Genomic DNA, 16,774 nt, shown 5'->3' on the forward strand with positions numbered 1-16,774 from the left:
AATAATATAGAAATAGGTAGATTTCAACTAGCAGTTATTAACCCTGGTTTTTCTACGGGTTGTAGCAACACATCTTGAGGGTGTAATTGTGTTGTAGCATCGTCATATGACCAAATATCGACAAATAAGTCTTCTTCGCTATATCTCTGATTTAAATCGATTTGGCTCTGTGTAGGTTCAGGATGGTTCGCTGCAATGCGTTCTGCCAAACTTTGCATTTGTGCATCTAAAATTTCATTCATTTCTTCTAGGGCAATTCGATACGCTGCAAATACCAAAACGCAGCCCAACATGACACTAAAGATAGAAACATAAACAATCAGACGTTTTTGCAAAGAGTAGGATTGCATTAAATTTGCCCTAAACGGTAGCCCAAACCACGAATGGTACGAATAAAGTCCTTGCCAAGTTTGGCGCGTAAATGGTGAATATAGACTTCAATGGTGTTGCTGCTGACTTCACTGTCAAAATCATATAATTTATCTTCTAAATTACTTTTAGAGAAAATTTTATTAGGGTGGCTGACCAAAGCCATTAAAATTGCCCATTCACGATTCGACAATTCGATATATTCACCTTTGAATTTTGCCAAATGTTGTTCGGTATCTAAGACTAAATCGCCATAACTTAAAATATGTGCGGTATCGTTTACAGGATTTTGTGCGCCGCTACGTCTGAGCAGGGCATAAATTCGCGCCAGTAATTCATCAAATTCATAGGGTTTAATTAAATAATCATCTGCACCCTGATTTAAACCATCCACCCGTTGTTGCAATTGATCACGCGCAGAAATAATCAGCACGGGCAATTGTGGATGTAACTGGCGAATGTTTTTTAATACCTGCATGCCGTCCATCATGGGTAAGCCTAAGTCCAGCAACACCAACTGGATATCTTGCTGCTCTAATTGCTTTAAGCCATCAATCCCGTTGTTCCCCCAAGTAACATCAAATTGCTGTAACTTGAGCAAGGTTTGGGTCGATTCGGCAATCATAAAATCATCTTCAATGATTAATATTTTAGGCATGTGATGACTCGTGCTGCGGTTGAGTGGTAGATGGGGCAGAACATTGATTCAGCATATCATTTTTCGGATCAATCACTTGGCTTTTTACATCTAGTAAGCTCAATAAACTTGGGAAAAGATTGTCCTGACTCAATGCTGCTTGGCGTTGTGCTTTTAAGCAATTCACTTGCGCGGAATTTTGTTGTTGCCAAGCTTCTGAAAACCACATCAGCATCGGTACATGAGTTTGTTGAGTCGGTGCCATAGAATACGGTGCGCCGTGTAAATATAAACCATGCTCGCCTGTCGATTCACCATGATCAGATAAATACCAAAAACCAGTTTGATAGTGTTTTTGTTGCTCTAAAGTTTGAATCAACTGACTTAAAACATGGTCGGTATACACAATCGAGTTGTCATAGGTATTGCGTAAGGCATCGGCACTGCAACCCTGAATCGCATTGCTGTTACACGTCGGTTGGAAGGGTTGATAAGCTACGGTTGAGCGTTTGAAATAAGCAGGTCCATGACTGCCCATTTGGTGCAAGATAATTAAATGTGAACGTCTGTCTTTCGGGTCAAGCTGAGCAAGATAAGCCTGTAAACTGTCCACTAAAATTTCATCTAAACATTCACCGCTAGCATCACACCATTTTTGTTTTAGCGCTGCAGGAATTTGATATTGCTGCACCCGATCACAGGCACCTTTACAGCCTGAATTGTTATCAATCCAAGTGACTTGATAACCTGCACGCTGAGCAATATCCAGTAATCCTTCACGGTGACTTGCCAGTTGTTCATCATAATTTTGGCGTGGCATCCCCGAGAACATGCACGGCACAGAAACAGCCGTGGCTGTACCACAAGAGCTGACTTGAGTGAAATTAATCACAGGCAGCTTAGAGAGTTCAGGGTTGGTATTTTTTGCGTAGCCATTCAGCGAGAAGCTTTCGGCACGTGCAGTTTCACCAACCACCAACAGCATAATTTTGGGTGCTGTGCCTGTTTGCGCACGTTGAATTAAATGTGCATCTTCACCATAGCGCAGCAGCGGCAAATTCTGTTTGGGTGCTTTCTTTTTATAATACGATAGACTAGAGGCAATCGCATTTTGTGGAGAAAGCATGCCTTTTAAATCACGATGCTCGCGGAAGATTGCAGCATAATCCACATAAAAACAGAACAATAAACCCAAAATCAGCACAATCGAAACTACACTGCCTAAAGTCTTTTGCAGTAATTGACGGGCAAAATGAGTCGGCTGAATTTTAACAGACCACACCAAGACCAATGGCAATAGTACAAACAGCACACTCCAAACCACTAAGCGTACAGACAAAAGATCACGTACTTCACGTACATCGGTTTGCAGCATATTTTGAATTTGGTCTGCGGTAATCACTACGCCCAAGCTATTAACAAAATAAGCGCTGAATCCACCGACTACAATCAAAATACTGGCTAATATTTTGGCATTCCAACGCCAGTTTAGCCATTGCAGCAACAGATGATACGCCGATACGATGACGATCACAGTTGCAATCAATAAGCCTATGGCTTTAATGCCCTGATAAGGTGTGAATTGTTGAATTTTCTCATAAAATCCATAGTTCAATACCAAGCCTAACCATAGGGCAAGCAGTAGATTGAAATAGAATAAAGAAATCGGTTTTTGCCAAAAGCGTAGTCGGGCAAAGATAGATGGAGCAAGTGGTGATTCGGGCTGCTTAGACATTGTCAATGATTCAAAAGACTTTAAGATGCTTTAGTTTAAAATTTGAAACTTAAAACTGACTTAAAATTGTGGGCTGAATCTGTTGTAGTTTTATTTGATTAACTTTGAAGATAGAAGTTTTAGAGATATAAACTTTGCATGGATAAGCTGTTCATTCATGTTATTTCTGAAGCTTGCCCTATCTCTGAACATATTTTTATCCAAAGATAGGGCAGATTTTTATACTGAGTTTTCTAGATTTTAAGCCACAGCGACATGGAACATTGAACCAATCCACGCACTGAATACCATGGCGACAATACCCCAGATCATGACACGCAATGCACCTTTCCACATACTTGCGCCACCGACATAGCTGGCAAGCGCACCCATAACCCCTAGACTGATTACACCGACCAACATCACGCCTTTGTCTAACAGATGTTCAGGTAAGAGTAAAATAGACACCAACGGGAATAATGAACCTACAGTAAATGCCAATGCCGATGAAAAAGCTGCCATAAATGGCTGCGCTGAGGTGTGTTCTAAAATACCAATTTCGTCACGGGCATGGGCATCTAGAGCATTGTGAGCAGTCAGTTGTATGGCAACTTGTTCTGCCAATTCGGCATCTAAACCACGAATCATATAAATATTGGTGAGTTCTTTTAGTTCATGCTCTGGATTGAGTTTTAATTCGCGTGCTTCCATCGCAAGGTCATTTTGTTCAATGTCTTGTTGAGATTTCACCGAAATATATTCACCTGCTGCCATAGAAGCAGCGCCCGAAATTAAGCCTGCAATACAGGTAATTAACAATGTTTGAGAAGATGCACCACTGGCTGCCATCCCCACGACCAAACTGGTCACAGAAATGATCCCATCGTTCGCACCCAATACTGCAGCACGTAACCATCCAGACCGTTCAATATAGTGTTTTTCGAGGTGGTAAGAATGTGGCATAGATCAAACTCTCTTGTTATTCAATTTTCGTTTATTGATGTGTGATATAGCATAAATCATTCTAAAAAATTTATCGTTTAAAAATGAGAGGTATTTCACAAAATAGATGAAGTCGTAATGTGGTTTTTGAGTTTGAGCTTGGAGTTTTTTATAAAATTTCCTTAAATTTCAACCTTTAAATGCCTTAAAAAATGATCAATAGCTTGTAAGATGATAAAAGAGATTGATTCAATCAGGCTTGCAAGTAAATAGGAAATATCGTGATGTCTTTTCAGAATATTGTGGTACCTGTAGTGAGCGAAGTCAGTCTAAAAACCATTCATCGGTTGGGTGCAGGGTAAAGTATGCCTAAATTATCTCGTGACTTAGTATCGCCAGACGTATTTGATTTAAAGTCATTTATTTCTCCTCGCATTAGGGGTAGATGTCGCACTTGCAGAAGTCATACGTGGACACGGTACAATTTATGATGCAGAAGTCTGTGATGCTGCGGTTCGTTTAATTAATGAAAAAGGGTATGAATTACCGCGCTAAAATATGCGTAATGAATAGTGCTAAAACTTGATTGTTGTGCAGTTTATCGGAGAGATTCTTAAAAAGTGTTAAATTTATCTCGTAAATTGTTTAGAATATCTATCAATTCAAATTGTGTTTATATATAATACGCTCCCATAAAGTAACAGATATTCCAAGTTTCCCCCCACACTTCCCCAAAGTGTGAGTTTTTTTATGCTATGTATTAAAAAGATAGGGATGTAGATTTCCTAAGTTAAATTTAAGCTGACAGATACAACAATGGTTTCTAACAAGTGGATAACTGTCAGGTCTTGTTTGAATGGGGGAAGCTTAATTCCAAATCACTTCCCCAATTCAATATCTTTCAAAATCACACAATCTGCCTGTTCATCGCCAGAGCAATGATCTGCAGAGCTTTGCAACCAGTTCGCCATTTCCTGTAATTGCGTAATCTTCTGTTTTAAGGTTTCAATATGTTTAAGCGTTAGTTGCTTCACTTCTGCACTTTGTCGGTCAGCATTTTTCCATAAACCTAGCAATTCTTTCATTTGCTCAGAAGAAAACCCCAAATCCCGTGCATGCTTAATAAAAGACAAAGTTTTTAAATCTTGCTCAGAATAAATCCGATAACCCGAAGCAGAGCGTTTGGCGGTATCCAGTAAACCAATTTGCTCATAATAACGAATCATTTTGCTGGAAATACCCGATAGCTTAGAGGCTTGACCAATATTCATGTGACTTCTCTCATAAAAAGGGCGTAGAGCAATCTTCTAAACCCTTTTGTATGTTGCATTTAAATCTGTGCTGCTTGGAAATATTTTAAACGGAGCGCATTACCCAATACAAACACTGAAGATAATGCCATCGCGCCCGCAGCAAAAATAGGCGAGAGCAAAATACCTGCAAACGGGTATAGCACGCCTGCAGCAATTGGAATCAAGGCAATATTATAAATAAATGCCCAAAACAGATTTTGACGAATATTGCGGATAGTGGCTTTACTCAAAGCAATTGCATTGGGCACACCTTGTAAATTGCCCGACATCAATACAACTTCGGCTGCTTCAATCGCAACATCTGTACCTGTACCAATCGCAATTCCAACATCGGCTTGTGCCAAAGCAGGGGCATCATTAATACCATCACCCACAAAAGCCACACGTCCAAATTGCTGTTGTAATTCACGTACAACATCGACCTTGCCTTCAGGTAAAACCTCGGCCACCACATGATCAATCTGTAAACGTGCAGCAATTGCCTGAGCCGTATGTCGGTTATCTCCCGTAATCATCGCCACTTTTAAACCCAGTTGATGCAACGCCGCAATAGCAGCAAAAGTCGTGTCTTTAATTGGGTCTGCAACGGCAACAATGGCTGCCAGTTGTTGATCAATCGCCATATAAATGGGTGTTTTGCCTTCTTGTCCTAAACGTGCAGCTTCTGCATTAAAAGCGCTAACATCTAGCCCAATTTGTTGCATATAACGGTCTGCACCAATCTGAATACGTTGACCATTCACCAGTGCTTCAATACCTGAACCTGTGATGCTGTCAAACTCGGTCACAGGCAGTAAACTGACTTGCTTTTCTGTTGCAGCTTGCACAATCGCCAGTGCAATGGGATGCTCAGATTTCGCTTCTACCGATGCCAAAAGTGCAAAGACCTGATCTGCATCAAAACCCGATTGCACATGAAAATCGGTTAATGTTGGTTTGCCTTCGGTGAGCGTTCCTGTTTTATCCACCGCGACCACTTTAACATCTTGCAAAAGCTGCAAAGCTTCGCCTTTACGAAACAGCACGCCCATTTCTGCGCCACGACCTGTTCCCACCATAATTGAAGTCGGTGTGGCTAAACCCATCGCACATGGGCAGGCAATAATTAGAACAGCGACTGCATTGACTAAACCAAAGGTTAGGGTAGGTTCTGGGCCAAAAATAAACCACACAATAAAAGTAAGTGCAGCCAATAACATCACGGCAGGTACAAACCACATGGTCACTTTATCCACCAAGGCTTGAATAGGTAATTTAGAGCCTTGCGCTTGTTCGACCATACGAATAATTTGCGCCAACACCGAAGCTTCACCAATGGCAGTAGCACGAATATTTAGTGTGCCATTTTGGTTGATGGTACCGCCTACAACTTGATTGCCCACTTGTTTTGCCACAGGAACAGGTTCACCTGTAATCATCGATTCATCTATATAACTATGACCTTCGACTACTTCACCATCTACAGGAATACGTTCACCCGGGCGGATTTCGACAATGGTATTGGAACTGACTTCTGCCACAGGTACTTCAATGATTTGACCATCTCGATGAATACGCGCAGTTTTGGCTTGCATACCAATTAAATGCTGAATGGCTTGTGAAGTGCGACCTTTGGCTTTGGCTTCGAAATAGCGCCCTAGCAAAATTAAACTGACAATCACTGCCGCAGCTTCATAATAAACATGCACTGTGCCTTCTGGTAAAAGCTGTGGCATAAATGTCGCTACCAATGAAAAACTGTATGCAGCCAAAGTTCCCACAGCCACCAAAGAGTTCATATCAGGCGCAAAACGTAACAGCGCTGGAATCCCTTTTTGATAAAAACGACGTCCTGGTAACAGCAGCACCAATGTGGTTAAAGCAAATTGAATCAACCAACTTTGTTGTTGCCCAATATTGTGCATCACCCACATGTGAAAGGCGGGAATCATGTGTGAGCCCATTTCCAGAATAAATACAGGCAAGGCTAAAATCAGTGAAATTACTAAATCACGTTTCAGTTGTTGCTGTTCCAGATTCTTTTTATCGTGTTGTTCGTTAGAGTCGTGTTGCAGCAGTTTGGCGTCATAACCTGCTTTTTGAATCGCTCGAATCAGGTCTTGGCTAGAAACTGTGGCATTCGGTTGAATCCATGCGCGTTCAGTCGCCAAATTGACATTGGCTTGTTCTACACCAGACACTTTCTTTAAGGCTTTTTCGACACGTGCTACACACGAGGCACAGGTCATGCCATCAATAGACAGTTCTATTGGTTGAATGGCAGCTATATCAAAACCTGCACGTTGCACTGCCTTAATGAGCAGTGCACGGTCTAAAGGTTGCGATGCGTGAATCAGTGCTTTTTCTGTTGCAAGATTCACTTCAGCTTTTTCTACACCATCGACTTTTTTTAAGGCTTTTTCGACACGCCCGACACATGAGGCACAGGTCATGCCTTCTATAGACAAAGTTTCCTGATAGGGAGAGGCATTTGGGTGTTTTGCGTCCATGGTCGTCTCTATAATTTGGAGGATGTGTTTAGCATATAGATTGACACGATGGTAAGGTCAAGTAAATTTTAGCCCAAAATAGGCTTGACCTTGCCAGCATGGTAAGCTTTAAACTACAGTTCAACAAAGGCAGAAGTGTGGAGTTCGCAATGAAACTATTGATTGAAAATATGACTTGTGGCGGTTGTGCACGTGGTGTCACGGCAACCATTCAAGATGTTGATCCTGCTGCAAAAGTTGAAGTCGATTTAGCGACTAAAATTGTGACTGTGGAAAGCACTGCAACAGTAGATCAAATTACCGCTGCATTGGCAGAAGATGATTTTCCTGCACAAGTTCAATAAAACTGCATCATCTAAGAAGCTCCGAGTGAGCTTATCGTAAGGTCAATTGGTCAACTGACGAATTGACCTATTTTTTTGCCTGCCGATTTTTTTCTCGTTGTTTTTTGATGTGACCAACTGAATACATTTTGATCACGAAGATGCTAAACCAAGCCAATCAGAAGCTGAGATTTTCTAACTTCAAGCTGAGTTTCATTCATTCAGGGCTGAAATCTACTGAATGAACTATGTGCTGTCCTCTAAAATATACTCTTCAATATTTATCGGAATAAAAATATTTTTTGGTTTTAACTTGTTGTTATTGAAATATTTATTTTAATTTTTAAATTTAAGGGATAACAGAAAAACCATCATTTTTAGATGTTTTGCTGCATATTTTAAATTAAGGTGAATAAAATTCACTTTGGACTGAGGTTAAATCATTTTTATTCACTTTGTCGTTCCAGTATAAATACCCTCATTCAGAAATTTTAACTTTTTAAATTTGGGTAGTAGATCATCATGACAAAGCCATTCACCTGTTCAATTAAACGTATTCGTTTTGACGAAAACTATGAACCTGCTAACAACACGCGTTTAACCACCAATTTTGCAAATTTGGCGCGTGGTGAAAGCCGTCAGGAAAATTTACGCAGAACTTTAGCGATGATCAATAATCGTTTTAACTCGCTGGCATCTTGCGATAACCCAAAAGGTGATCGTTATTCGCTTGAAATCGACATTATTTCTGCAGAAATTGATATTGAAGGAAATGGCAAAACTTTTCCATTCATTGAAATGCTAAAAAGTACGATCACAGATCATCAAACAAATGAACGTATTGAAGGCATGATTGGCAACAGTTTTTCATCGTATGTTCGTGATTATGATTTTAGTGTGGTCTTGCCAGCATTAGGCTGCAAAGTAAATGAAAAGCCTGAAAGTTTTGGTGATTTACATGGCAAGCTTTATCAGCATTTGGTCAGTTCAGCAGTGTTCCAAGCTGAGTTTCAAAAACAACCTGTGATTTGCCTGAGCGTATCAACCACAAAAACTTATTATCGTACGACCAATGTGCATCCTGTCTTAGGTACAGAATATAAAAATGATGAATATTCAAGAACCGATGACTATTTTGAAAAAATGGGTTTAACCGTGCGTTACTTCAAACCTGAAAATAGCAATGCACCGCTTGCGTTCTATTTTTCTGGCGATTTACTGCATGATTACACAGATTTTGAGTTGATCAGTGCCATCAGTACTATGGAAAGTTTCCAGAAAATTTATCGTCCTGAAATTTATAACACCAACTCACCTGCAGGCGAGGTCTATCAGCCAAGTTTGAATTATCAGGATTATTCATTAACCCAAGTTGTATATGACCGTGTTGAGCGAGGTCAGTTGGCAGTCAAGCAGGGCAAATGGACTGAAGAAAACTTTATCAAGCCTTATCAAGATATTCTTGAACAATGGGCTGCCAAGTTCGTGCCGCTACATGCTGCCAATCAAGAACGTGTTGCTTAACTTAAAATACAGATAGAAGATTCAAAATGGCTATTTTATTACCGACCTCAACGGCTGGCAGTTTACCTAAACCTTCGTGGCTCGCAGAACCTGAAAAGCTTTGGTCAGCTTGGAAATTAACAGGGCAAGAATTACTGGACGCAAAACAAGATGCGCTACGTCTATCACTGCATGAACAACAGCAAGCAGAGATTGATATTGTGAGTGATGGGGAGCAAACCCGTCAGCATTTTGTCACCACCTTTATTGAACACCTTGAAGGTGTCGATTTTGAAAAACGTGAAACAGTCAAAATTCGTGATCGTTATGATGCCAGTGTCCCTTCTGTGGTGGGTGCAGTTTCTAGGCAAAAACCAGTCTTTGTTGAAGATGCCAAATTCCTGCGTTCACTGACAGATCAACCCATCAAATGGGCGCTGCCTGGTCCTATGACCATGATTGATACTTTATACGATGCGCACTACAAGAGCCGTGAAAAACTGGCGTGGGAATTTGCCAAAATCCTGAATCAGGAAGCGCGTGAACTTGAAGCAGCAGGCGTGGATATCATCCAGTTTGATGAACCTGCGTTTAATGTGTTTTTTGATGAGGTGAATGACTGGGGCGTGGCAACATTAGAGCGCGCGTTAGAAGGTTTGAAATGTGAAACAGCCGTGCATATTTGCTATGGCTATGGCATTAAAGCCAATACCGATTGGAAAAAAACACTCGGCTCAGAATGGCGTCAATACGAAGCAGTTTTCCCAAAACTACAGCAGTCTAATTTGGATATTATCTCACTGGAATGTCACAACTCACGTGTTCCGATGGATTTGCTTGAACTTATCCGTGGTAAAAAGGTGATGGTGGGTGCGATTGATGTCGCAACGAATACGATTGAAACAGCCGATGAAGTTGCAGATACATTGCGCAAAGCATTGCAATTTGTCGATGCTAACAAGTTGTACCCATCGACTAACTGTGGAATGGCACCATTGAGTCGTCAGGTTGCACGAGGCAAGTTACAGGCTTTGGCTGCTGGTACGAAGATTATTCGCCAAGAATTATCTAGTTAAGCGTTCGATCAGGCGAAGTGAATTCAAACCAAGTGAATTTAAGTTAAGTGAATCAGGGATGCTTTTTCAGGCAAAAAGCATCCTTTGAACTTTCTAAAAAAGTTGAGTGTTGGAATACGGTGATGGTTAAAGCAACAGACTTCAAAAATGCAATGTCTTTCTTATCAAGTGCAGTCAATGTAGTGACGACAATGGGAGATGCAGGACGTCATGGTTTTACTGCATCTGCGGTATGTAGCGTGACAGATACACCGCCAACATTATTGGTGTGTATGAACAAATCATCGCGTTCTCATCTCAGTTTTTTAGAGAATAAAGTGCTGTGTGTGAATGTGCTAAATGCAGAACAAGAACATCTTTCTAATGCATTTGCCTCATCAAAATTGAGTTCCGATGAGCGTTTTAAGCAGGCTGAATGGGCAGCTTTGGAAACAGGTGCTCCTATATTACAAAATGCATTGGTCAGTTTTGATTGTGAAATTTCACAAATTCAAGAAGTGGGGACGCATACTATTTTTATTTGCCCAATTGTTGCTATTCAAAAAAATCAACAAGATCAGGCGTTGGTTTATTTTAATCGTCACTATCATCAAGTTGGTGAAACTGAGTTTGTTTAATTCGCTATAAAATATTGCAATATGCGATAATCAGTTTATACTTGATTTATAGCAAAATGCGATAAAATATTATGCATGTGATCACCCACGCTAGAATTATAGAGGCAATGCACAAGTGGCCACAGGCTGAAACAGCACTCGATGGTTGGTATCGAATTATTAAGGCAAATGATCCGAAAGACTTTGCCGAAATGAAGCAGTTATTTCCAGCAGTTGATAAAGTTGGAAAGTTTCATGTATTCGATATTGGTGGGAATAAGATTCGACTTATTGCTGTTGTGATGTATCAGGCAAAGCGTGTGTATATTCGTCATGTGTTATCCCATAAAGAATATGACAAAGGTCATTGGAAGGAGGATTAGTATGAACGCAATGATTAAACAGGCTGTAGATCACTGGCACTACGTTGCTCCTTTGCTGAGTAAACCAGAAAATGAAAAAGATTTTCATGCACTTGTCGAGGCTTTAGATGAGCTTTTAGATATTGTTGGTGATGATGAAACGCATCCTTTAATGGGGCTGATTCATCAACTCGGTGACTTGGTTTCTGTTTATGAAAATGAACACCTGCCTATTCCTCATGGAGATGGTCGTGCTGCTTTAGCTTTTTTGATGGCGCAACATGGATTAGGTCAATCTGACTTGGCAGAGGTTGCAACTCAATCTGTGATTTCGGAGATTTTAAGCGGCAAACGCCAGTTGAATATTCGTCATATTAAAGCGCTGTCTGAGCGGTTTAAGGTTTCTGCTGATACATTTTTCTAAACGATTTTATATTTTTTAGACATTTTATTTTTAGGTGGTGTTTCAAAAAGTATGCTGAAACAAAGCAGGTTGAATTTTGATAAAATAGAGAAATGCGAATAACTCTAGAAATCAAATGTCCAACCTGCCTCAGTGACAGTATAAAGAAAAATGGCATCAAAGTAGATGGGAAACAAAACTATCAGTGCAAACACTGTAAACGTCAGTTTATTGGTGACCATGCTCTGAGCTATCTAGGATGTAATTCAGGCATTACTCGAAAAATATTACAGTTGATGGTCAGAGGTAGTGGTATACGAGATATCGCTGAAGTTGAGCGAATCAGTATCGGTAAAGTTTTACGTACTTTAACCGAATCGACCTACCAAATTCAGCCTAAACAAAGTCATTATGAGTCTCTTGAAGTTGATGAGTTTTGGACTTTTGTGGGAAATAAAAATAATAAACAATGGCTTATTTACGCCTACCATCGAGAAACAGGTGAGATTGTTGCTTATGTTTGGGGTAAAAGAGACTTAGCTACAGTTCAACGATTGAAGACAAAGCTTAAACAATTAGGTATTCACTACACCCGAATTGCAAGTGATCATTGGGACAGTTTCATAACTGCTTTTAAAAACTGCGAGCAAAGTATTGGTAAATTTTTTACTGTAGGTATTGAAGGTAATAATTGCAAAATAAGGCATCGAATTAGGCGCGGTTTTAGAAGGAGTTGTAATTTTTCAAAAAAGATTGAAAACCATTTTAAAGCTTTCGACTTAACCTTTTTTTACATCAATAATGGCTTCATTTAATGTCAGCATACTTTTTGAAACACCACCTATTTTTAGATATTTAAAAATAAATAGCTCCGAAGATGCCGCTGCATGTCGTTACCCTGAACCCGAAAAAGTTCAAGGCGGACGCGACGCATACTTGCTGGGTTTCCCATACGAGATGGGCATACGCTCTAAATATGCAGAACACAATCCTAAGATTAAAGTATCGGCAGGGATATAGACTCGCTGGCGAACACCTCAGAGTTAGAATTAGTATAACCCATCTCAGTTGCTTGGCAACTCATGTTCACGAATTAACTATAAAGATAGAGCTTGTTTGCATAGCCTTTATGCAAACTTAAGTCAAAAAAACACCACTTAAGTAAGGGCTTCAACTTCTTGCAAAATGGTGCTGAGTAAACGCTCACAATGCTCATAATGCTGCAAAGATTTATTCATAGAAAGAACCTCTTGCATCAACTCTAAAGCCACCACAATAATCAGTTTGCTCGGTTCCATATTGGGCGCTTTACGACGAAACTCATCATAGCGTTCATTCAATAATTGTGCCGCACGCTCTAAATCTTCTCTTTTTTCTTCAGTTGTGGCTAAACGGAAACTATGTCCTAAAACACGTAAATCAATTGGAATTTGAACTGACATATTAACCTTCCTCACTCACTTCGGCAGGGTGGGCAAGTTGTTGAATTTCTTGCGCATGATGATCTTGAGCTGTACCTAAAATTGCAAGACGCTGAATAATGGCTTCCACTTTGGCTTTTGCATGCTCATTTTTTTGTAACAATCTTTCACGTTCTTGTTTGAGTGTCTGAATTTCGTGCTGATTTAAACGCTGATCATTCAGCATTTTTTCTTTTAAAATGCGTAATTCATTGCGTTCAGCCAAAATTTCCTGAAAGCGGTTTTTCAAATCAGTACAGCTTTTTTCCAAACGACTGTAACGATCTGCCAATGCTGTCGCATCTTGATTTAACTGCTGTAATTGCGCTTGCGTGCTGCTTAATTGCTCAGTCAGATTCTCAATTTCATCTTGCTTGGCAGTAATGATGCCGTTTCTTTGAACAATTTGAGCATGATGCTGTTCCTCAGCAGTTTGCTTGGCTGTGCTGAGGGCGGCATTTTCACTTTCATAATGATTAATTCGTGTTTTTAAAACACCAATATACGCTTGTAGACGCTGTAATTCTTCTAACATATCGTGGTCGCACAGTATTGCAAACAAAGGTAATATATACGAAGTATAGAGATTGGATAAACGAATGCAAGACGATATTTCAGGTTGGTCGGAATGGTTCCGCAATTTTTCTAACATTGAAGAAATTTCAAGCCCAAGTGAGTTACATGGCTTGCTGACAGGTATAGTTTGTGTGACAAATGCACCAACCGAAACCGAATGGCAGCAGATTTTAGAAACTTTAAATGTGCCAGAATTAGAGCCAGCCGCACTCTCACTTTTAACCGATGAATCAGAAGATGTCGCACATGCCTTGTCTGAAGATGAGTTGGATTATTTGCCGTTGTTGCCAGATGATGAACATCTTTTACAAGAACGTGTGCAAGCTTTGGCGGATTGGTGTGCAGGCGTCGTGCTTGGGTTTGGTTTAGCTTCTGGGCATATTCGTTCAGATGAAATCGAACTGATTGAGCATTTACAAGATGTCGCTGCGGTTGAATTTGAAGATTCAGACAATGATGAAGAAGGCGAAGAAAGCTATCAGGAATTGTATGAATTTGTACGTTTGATTCCTGTGAGTTTATCTGTAGGACGTAAAAAAGTGCCTGTAGAAGAAAGCTCTTTATTGCAAAACTTACATGCTAAGTCGCGTCAACAAACCGTACAAACAACACAAAACGCAAGTGCTGTTGTTGAAATGTTTACGCCACACCGTCCGAGTTAATCGGGCGTTGTGTGCCTAAGTTAAGTCGGTGTAAGGTGCTTTAAGTCATTACAACAATCATATTTTCATCATTTTATATATGTAGACCGTATTTATGAAAAAACTGACTCAAGTCGAATTTAAAGAACGTCGTGATCAACTTGCAGAACTGATGGGACCCAATAGTGTCGCAATTATTGCAACCAGTCCTGTGGCAATGCGTAATCGTGATGCAGATTATAAATATCGTGCCGACAGCAGTTTTTTCTATTTAACAGGTTTTGCTGAACCTGAAGCAGTTGCGGTGATTGAAACCTATGAATCAATTGATGAAGGTTATACCTACACGTTGTTCTGCCGTGAACGTAACCGTGAAATGGAAATCTGGAATGGTTATCGCGCAGGTTTAGAAGGTGCAATTGAGCTGTTTGAGGCAGATGAGTCTTTTGCAATTGCGCAATTAGATGCAGAAATCATCGCCAAAATTGTCAATAAAGACACGTTGTACTATCGCTTGGGGCATCAGACTGAATTTGATGTACGTGTTGCGGCATGGAACCAACAAGCTGATGCACAACATCGTCAAGGCAATACTGCACCTGCCAAAATTGTTCAGTTAGATCGTTTGCTGGATGAAATGCGTTTGCATAAAACTGAGTCTGAATTGGAACTGATGCAAATTGCTTCAAATATTAGTGCAGAAGCACATACTCGTGCCATGCAAACAGTAAAAGCAGGCATGATGGAATATGAGCTAGAAGCTGAACTGAATTATATTTTTGGTAAAAATGGCTGCGTACCTGCCTATAACAGTATTGTCGGTGGTGGTGAAAATGCCTGCATTTTGCATTATGTCGAAAATGACAAAGTGCTTAAAGATGGCGATTTAGTCCTGATTGATGCAGCCTGTGAATATCAGTGCTATGCCTCAGATATTACCCGTACTTTTCCCGTGAATGGTCAATTCAGTCCAGAACAAAAAGCACTGTATAACATTGTATTGGATGCGCAAATTGCAGCAATTGAAGCTGTACAAATTGGTAACTCCTATAAAGAACCACACCATGTTGCGGTGCGTATTTTGGTGCAAGGTTTGCTTGATCTAGGCATTATGCAGGGCAATTTAGAAGAAATTATTGCTTCGGAAAGTTATCGCCAGTTTTATATGCACGGTACAGGGCATTGGTTGGGCATGGATGTGCATGATGTCGGCAGCTATAAACACGGTGAAGACTGGCGTGTTTATGAAGAAGGTATGGTGGTGACCGTTGAACCGGGTCTATACATTGCACCCGATGATGAAACGGTAGATGCTAAATGGCGTGGTATAGGTATCCGTATTGAAGATGATATTGTTGCGACTGCGAACGGGCCATTGAATCTGACTTCAAAAGTGGTGAAAACCGTAGAAGAGATTGAAGCATTGATGGCAAAAGCTAAATCTGCTTAATTGGGTCTAATCAAAGCTGGTCAAGTGATCAGCTTTTTTATTAGAAAGCGCGTGTAAATTTTGAGTATGTAAATAATTTTTAGTCTTTGATCCGCTTTTTTGCTTCATCATAAACAATGTTATCAGCACGCTTTCCAACGGTAATGAGCAAAATAACGACCTGATCATCTTTGACCTGATAAATAAGTCGGACACCCGCTTTTAATAATTTGATTTTATAGCAGCCAGCAAGATCACCTTTAAGCATGTTCTTTGGAATATGTGGCTGCTCAATGACTTTGGCTAATTTTTTCTTGAATTGGTCGCGGATAGCACTCGGAAGCTTTTCCCATTCTGCAGTGAAGTCCTTATGACGTAAAAGATTATAAGTCATCTAATGTGACTTCCTCGAACATCTCTTTAGGATCATTCATGCGTTTACGGACAAGTGCCAATAGTTCAGCATCTTCTTCTGAAAGCAACGCTTTCTGTACTGGAAGCTTTCCAGTCGTTGCCACATATTCAAGAATATTGGTAAAGAAATCGGTAGGTGAGATACCTTGTTCTTTAAGGATTGAATAAGATTTTTCTTTAAGGGCTTCATCGACCCTGAAATTAACAGTAGCCATCACTTCTCTCAGTTATTGAATGTATGGAAATATTGTAATGCAATATGCATTACAAAGATAGTTTGTATAATAACCATTATGTGAGATCATTTTTATCGTTGAGCTTATTCTAAAATCAATCATCAGCCATCAATAATACTAAGTATTGAATTTATCTTCTCTTGTGTCATACATGGCTCGGAGCAAGAAGATGAGGGACTAATAATTATAGTTTGAATTGGACATTTGCAAGAAGTCTAATCATCTTCCATAGCTTCAACACTAATTCATTATAAAAATAAATGACTTTGCGGTAAGATAAAATCCATTACA

18 protein-coding genes, 1 other RNA gene and 1 pseudogene are annotated in these 16,774 nt (G+C 40.0%); 9 read left to right on the plus strand and 11 right to left on the minus strand.

From position 1 onward, the window contains the following. Positions 1 to 41: 41 nt before the first annotated feature. From FTU71_RS08025 to FTU71_RS08050, 6 genes and pseudogenes are all read right to left on the minus strand, one after another. Positions 42 to 350 (minus strand): annotated as a pseudogene (locus tag FTU71_RS08025) (two-component sensor histidine kinase); the annotation flags it as partial. Then, positions 350 to 1,027, minus strand: a complete 678-nt coding sequence (locus FTU71_RS08030; protein WP_179988912.1) for a response regulator transcription factor — start codon at positions 1,025 to 1,027, stop codon at positions 350 to 352. The gene FTU71_RS08030 and the pseudogene FTU71_RS08025, both read right to left, overlap by 1 nt. Continuing rightward, entirely contained in the window at positions 1,020 to 2,741 is a 1,722-nt protein-coding gene (locus FTU71_RS08035; RefSeq protein WP_180095768.1) for a phosphoethanolamine transferase, read from the minus strand. Before FTU71_RS08035 ends, FTU71_RS08030 begins: the two co-directional genes overlap by 8 nt. A gap of 240 nt (positions 2,742 to 2,981) precedes the next feature. Then, positions 2,982 to 3,683: a VIT family protein gene (locus FTU71_RS08040; RefSeq protein WP_096902719.1), complete on the minus strand. Its 702-nt coding sequence runs from the start codon at positions 3,681 to 3,683 to the stop codon at positions 2,982 to 2,984. Between the two features lie 857 nt (positions 3,684 to 4,540). Continuing rightward, complete coding sequence (gene cueR, locus FTU71_RS08045; RefSeq protein ID WP_004970532.1) at positions 4,541 to 4,933, minus strand: Cu(I)-responsive transcriptional regulator; 393 nt, start codon at positions 4,931 to 4,933, stop codon at positions 4,541 to 4,543. 59 nt (positions 4,934 to 4,992) lie between these two features. Next, positions 4,993 to 7,464 (minus strand): heavy metal translocating P-type ATPase, encoded by a 2,472-nt coding sequence (locus FTU71_RS08050; RefSeq protein WP_180111787.1) that lies wholly within the window; start codon positions 7,462 to 7,464, stop codon positions 4,993 to 4,995. Positions 7,465 to 7,613: 149 nt separating this feature from the next. Here FTU71_RS08050 and FTU71_RS08055 point away from each other — a divergent pair, with 149 nt between their 5' ends. The 7 genes from FTU71_RS08055 to FTU71_RS08085 all read left to right on the plus strand — a co-directional run bounded on the left by FTU71_RS08055 (position 7,614) and on the right by FTU71_RS08085 (position 12,542). Then, entirely contained in the window at positions 7,614 to 7,808 is a 195-nt protein-coding gene (locus FTU71_RS08055; RefSeq protein ID WP_004970528.1) for a heavy-metal-associated domain-containing protein, read from the plus strand. 501 nt (positions 7,809 to 8,309) lie between these two features. Further along, a complete protein-coding gene (locus FTU71_RS08060) occupies positions 8,310 to 9,311 on the plus strand; it encodes a putative oxygenase MesX (protein WP_154320486.1) in 1,002 nt (333 codons plus the stop codon). A gap of 26 nt (positions 9,312 to 9,337) precedes the next feature. Further along, positions 9,338 to 10,366 carry a methionine synthase gene (locus FTU71_RS08065; protein ID WP_179988915.1) on the plus strand — a complete coding sequence of 343 codons (1,029 nt, stop codon included), beginning with the start codon at positions 9,338 to 9,340 and terminating at the stop codon, positions 10,364 to 10,366. 122 nt (positions 10,367 to 10,488) lie between these two features. Then, positions 10,489 to 10,983: a flavin reductase gene (locus FTU71_RS08070; protein ID WP_180111789.1), complete on the plus strand. Its 495-nt coding sequence runs from the start codon at positions 10,489 to 10,491 to the stop codon at positions 10,981 to 10,983. Positions 10,984 to 11,054: 71 nt separating this feature from the next. Beyond that, positions 11,055 to 11,345 (plus strand): type II toxin-antitoxin system HigB family toxin, encoded by a 291-nt coding sequence (locus FTU71_RS08075; RefSeq protein ID WP_019836372.1) that lies wholly within the window; start codon positions 11,055 to 11,057, stop codon positions 11,343 to 11,345. A gap of 1 nt (position 11,346) precedes the next feature. Then, entirely contained in the window at positions 11,347 to 11,748 is a 402-nt protein-coding gene (locus FTU71_RS08080; protein ID WP_004970519.1) for a type II toxin-antitoxin system HigA family antitoxin, read from the plus strand. A gap of 92 nt (positions 11,749 to 11,840) precedes the next feature. Next, positions 11,841 to 12,542, plus strand: a complete 702-nt coding sequence (locus tag FTU71_RS08085; protein ID WP_104852640.1) for an IS1-like element ISPa14 family transposase — start codon at positions 11,841 to 11,843, stop codon at positions 12,540 to 12,542. A gap of 49 nt (positions 12,543 to 12,591) precedes the next feature. Here the strand turns inward: FTU71_RS08085 and ssrS are convergent. From ssrS to FTU71_RS08100, 3 genes are all read right to left on the minus strand, one after another. Then, positions 12,592 to 12,774: non-coding RNA, 6S RNA (gene ssrS / locus FTU71_RS08090), on the minus strand. A 110-nt stretch (positions 12,775 to 12,884) separates the two neighbouring features. Beyond that, on the minus strand, positions 12,885 to 13,169 hold the full coding sequence (locus tag FTU71_RS08095; protein ID WP_004970518.1) for a cell division protein ZapA: 285 nt from the start codon (positions 13,167 to 13,169) through the stop codon (positions 12,885 to 12,887). Position 13,170: 1 nt separating this feature from the next. After that, positions 13,171 to 13,722 (minus strand): hypothetical protein, encoded by a 552-nt coding sequence (locus FTU71_RS08100; RefSeq protein ID WP_154320487.1) that lies wholly within the window; start codon positions 13,720 to 13,722, stop codon positions 13,171 to 13,173. Positions 13,723 to 13,786: 64 nt separating this feature from the next. Here FTU71_RS08100 and FTU71_RS08105 point away from each other — a divergent pair, with 64 nt between their 5' ends. Continuing rightward, positions 13,787 to 14,425 carry a UPF0149 family protein gene (locus FTU71_RS08105; RefSeq protein ID WP_179996074.1) on the plus strand — a complete coding sequence of 213 codons (639 nt, stop codon included), beginning with the start codon at positions 13,787 to 13,789 and terminating at the stop codon, positions 14,423 to 14,425. 94 nt (positions 14,426 to 14,519) lie between these two features. Next, entirely contained in the window at positions 14,520 to 15,854 is a 1,335-nt protein-coding gene (gene pepP / locus FTU71_RS08110) for a Xaa-Pro aminopeptidase (RefSeq protein WP_154320488.1), read from the plus strand. A gap of 79 nt (positions 15,855 to 15,933) precedes the next feature. On the opposite strand, the gene FTU71_RS08115 is transcribed toward pepP, so the two are convergent. Both FTU71_RS08115 and FTU71_RS08120 read right to left on the minus strand, forming a co-directional pair. Further along, the gene (locus FTU71_RS08115; RefSeq protein WP_004970510.1) at positions 15,934 to 16,227 is read right to left on the minus strand and encodes a type II toxin-antitoxin system RelE/ParE family toxin; all 294 of its coding nucleotides are present in this window, start codon (positions 16,225 to 16,227) and stop codon (positions 15,934 to 15,936) included. Next, positions 16,217 to 16,462: a type II toxin-antitoxin system RelB/DinJ family antitoxin gene (locus tag FTU71_RS08120; protein ID WP_004970507.1), complete on the minus strand. Its 246-nt coding sequence runs from the start codon at positions 16,460 to 16,462 to the stop codon at positions 16,217 to 16,219. Before FTU71_RS08120 ends, FTU71_RS08115 begins: the two co-directional genes overlap by 11 nt. Positions 16,463 to 16,774: the final 312 nt, after the last annotated feature.

The organism is Acinetobacter sp. YH12136, from assembly GCF_013418545.1.
Lineage (GTDB): Bacteria > Pseudomonadota > Gammaproteobacteria > Pseudomonadales > Moraxellaceae > Acinetobacter > Acinetobacter towneri.

What these genes read in the sequence shown, in the direction of transcription:
- FTU71_RS08030 (WP_179988912.1), bottom strand. Translation starts at nt 1,027, where the DNA reads ATGCCTAAAATATTAATCATTGAAGATGATTTTATGATTGCCGAATCG.
- FTU71_RS08035 (WP_180095768.1), bottom strand. Translation starts at nt 2,741, where the DNA reads ATGTCTAAGCAGCCCGAATCACCACTTGCTCCATCTATCTTTGCCCGA.
- FTU71_RS08040 (WP_096902719.1), bottom strand. Translation starts at nt 3,683, where the DNA reads ATGCCACATTCTTACCACCTCGAAAAACACTATATTGAACGGTCTGGA.
- cueR (WP_004970532.1), bottom strand. Translation starts at nt 4,933, where the DNA reads ATGAATATTGGTCAAGCCTCTAAGCTATCGGGTATTTCCAGCAAAATG.
- FTU71_RS08050 (WP_180111787.1), bottom strand. Translation starts at nt 7,464, where the DNA reads ATGGACGCAAAACACCCAAATGCCTCTCCCTATCAGGAAACTTTGTCT.
- FTU71_RS08055 (WP_004970528.1), top strand. Translation starts at nt 7,614, where the DNA reads ATGAAACTATTGATTGAAAATATGACTTGTGGCGGTTGTGCACGTGGT.
- FTU71_RS08060 (WP_154320486.1), top strand. Translation starts at nt 8,310, where the DNA reads ATGACAAAGCCATTCACCTGTTCAATTAAACGTATTCGTTTTGACGAA.
- FTU71_RS08065 (WP_179988915.1), top strand. Translation starts at nt 9,338, where the DNA reads ATGGCTATTTTATTACCGACCTCAACGGCTGGCAGTTTACCTAAACCT.
- FTU71_RS08070 (WP_180111789.1), top strand. Translation starts at nt 10,489, where the DNA reads ATGGTTAAAGCAACAGACTTCAAAAATGCAATGTCTTTCTTATCAAGT.
- FTU71_RS08075 (WP_019836372.1), top strand. Translation starts at nt 11,055, where the DNA reads ATGCATGTGATCACCCACGCTAGAATTATAGAGGCAATGCACAAGTGG.
- FTU71_RS08080 (WP_004970519.1), top strand. Translation starts at nt 11,347, where the DNA reads ATGAACGCAATGATTAAACAGGCTGTAGATCACTGGCACTACGTTGCT.
- FTU71_RS08085 (WP_104852640.1), top strand. Translation starts at nt 11,841, where the DNA reads ATGCGAATAACTCTAGAAATCAAATGTCCAACCTGCCTCAGTGACAGT.
- FTU71_RS08095 (WP_004970518.1), bottom strand. Translation starts at nt 13,169, where the DNA reads ATGTCAGTTCAAATTCCAATTGATTTACGTGTTTTAGGACATAGTTTC.
- FTU71_RS08100 (WP_154320487.1), bottom strand. Translation starts at nt 13,722, where the DNA reads ATGTTAGAAGAATTACAGCGTCTACAAGCGTATATTGGTGTTTTAAAA.
- FTU71_RS08105 (WP_179996074.1), top strand. Translation starts at nt 13,787, where the DNA reads ATGCAAGACGATATTTCAGGTTGGTCGGAATGGTTCCGCAATTTTTCT.
- pepP (WP_154320488.1), top strand. Translation starts at nt 14,520, where the DNA reads ATGAAAAAACTGACTCAAGTCGAATTTAAAGAACGTCGTGATCAACTT.
- FTU71_RS08115 (WP_004970510.1), bottom strand. Translation starts at nt 16,227, where the DNA reads ATGACTTATAATCTTTTACGTCATAAGGACTTCACTGCAGAATGGGAA.
- FTU71_RS08120 (WP_004970507.1), bottom strand. Translation starts at nt 16,462, where the DNA reads ATGGCTACTGTTAATTTCAGGGTCGATGAAGCCCTTAAAGAAAAATCT.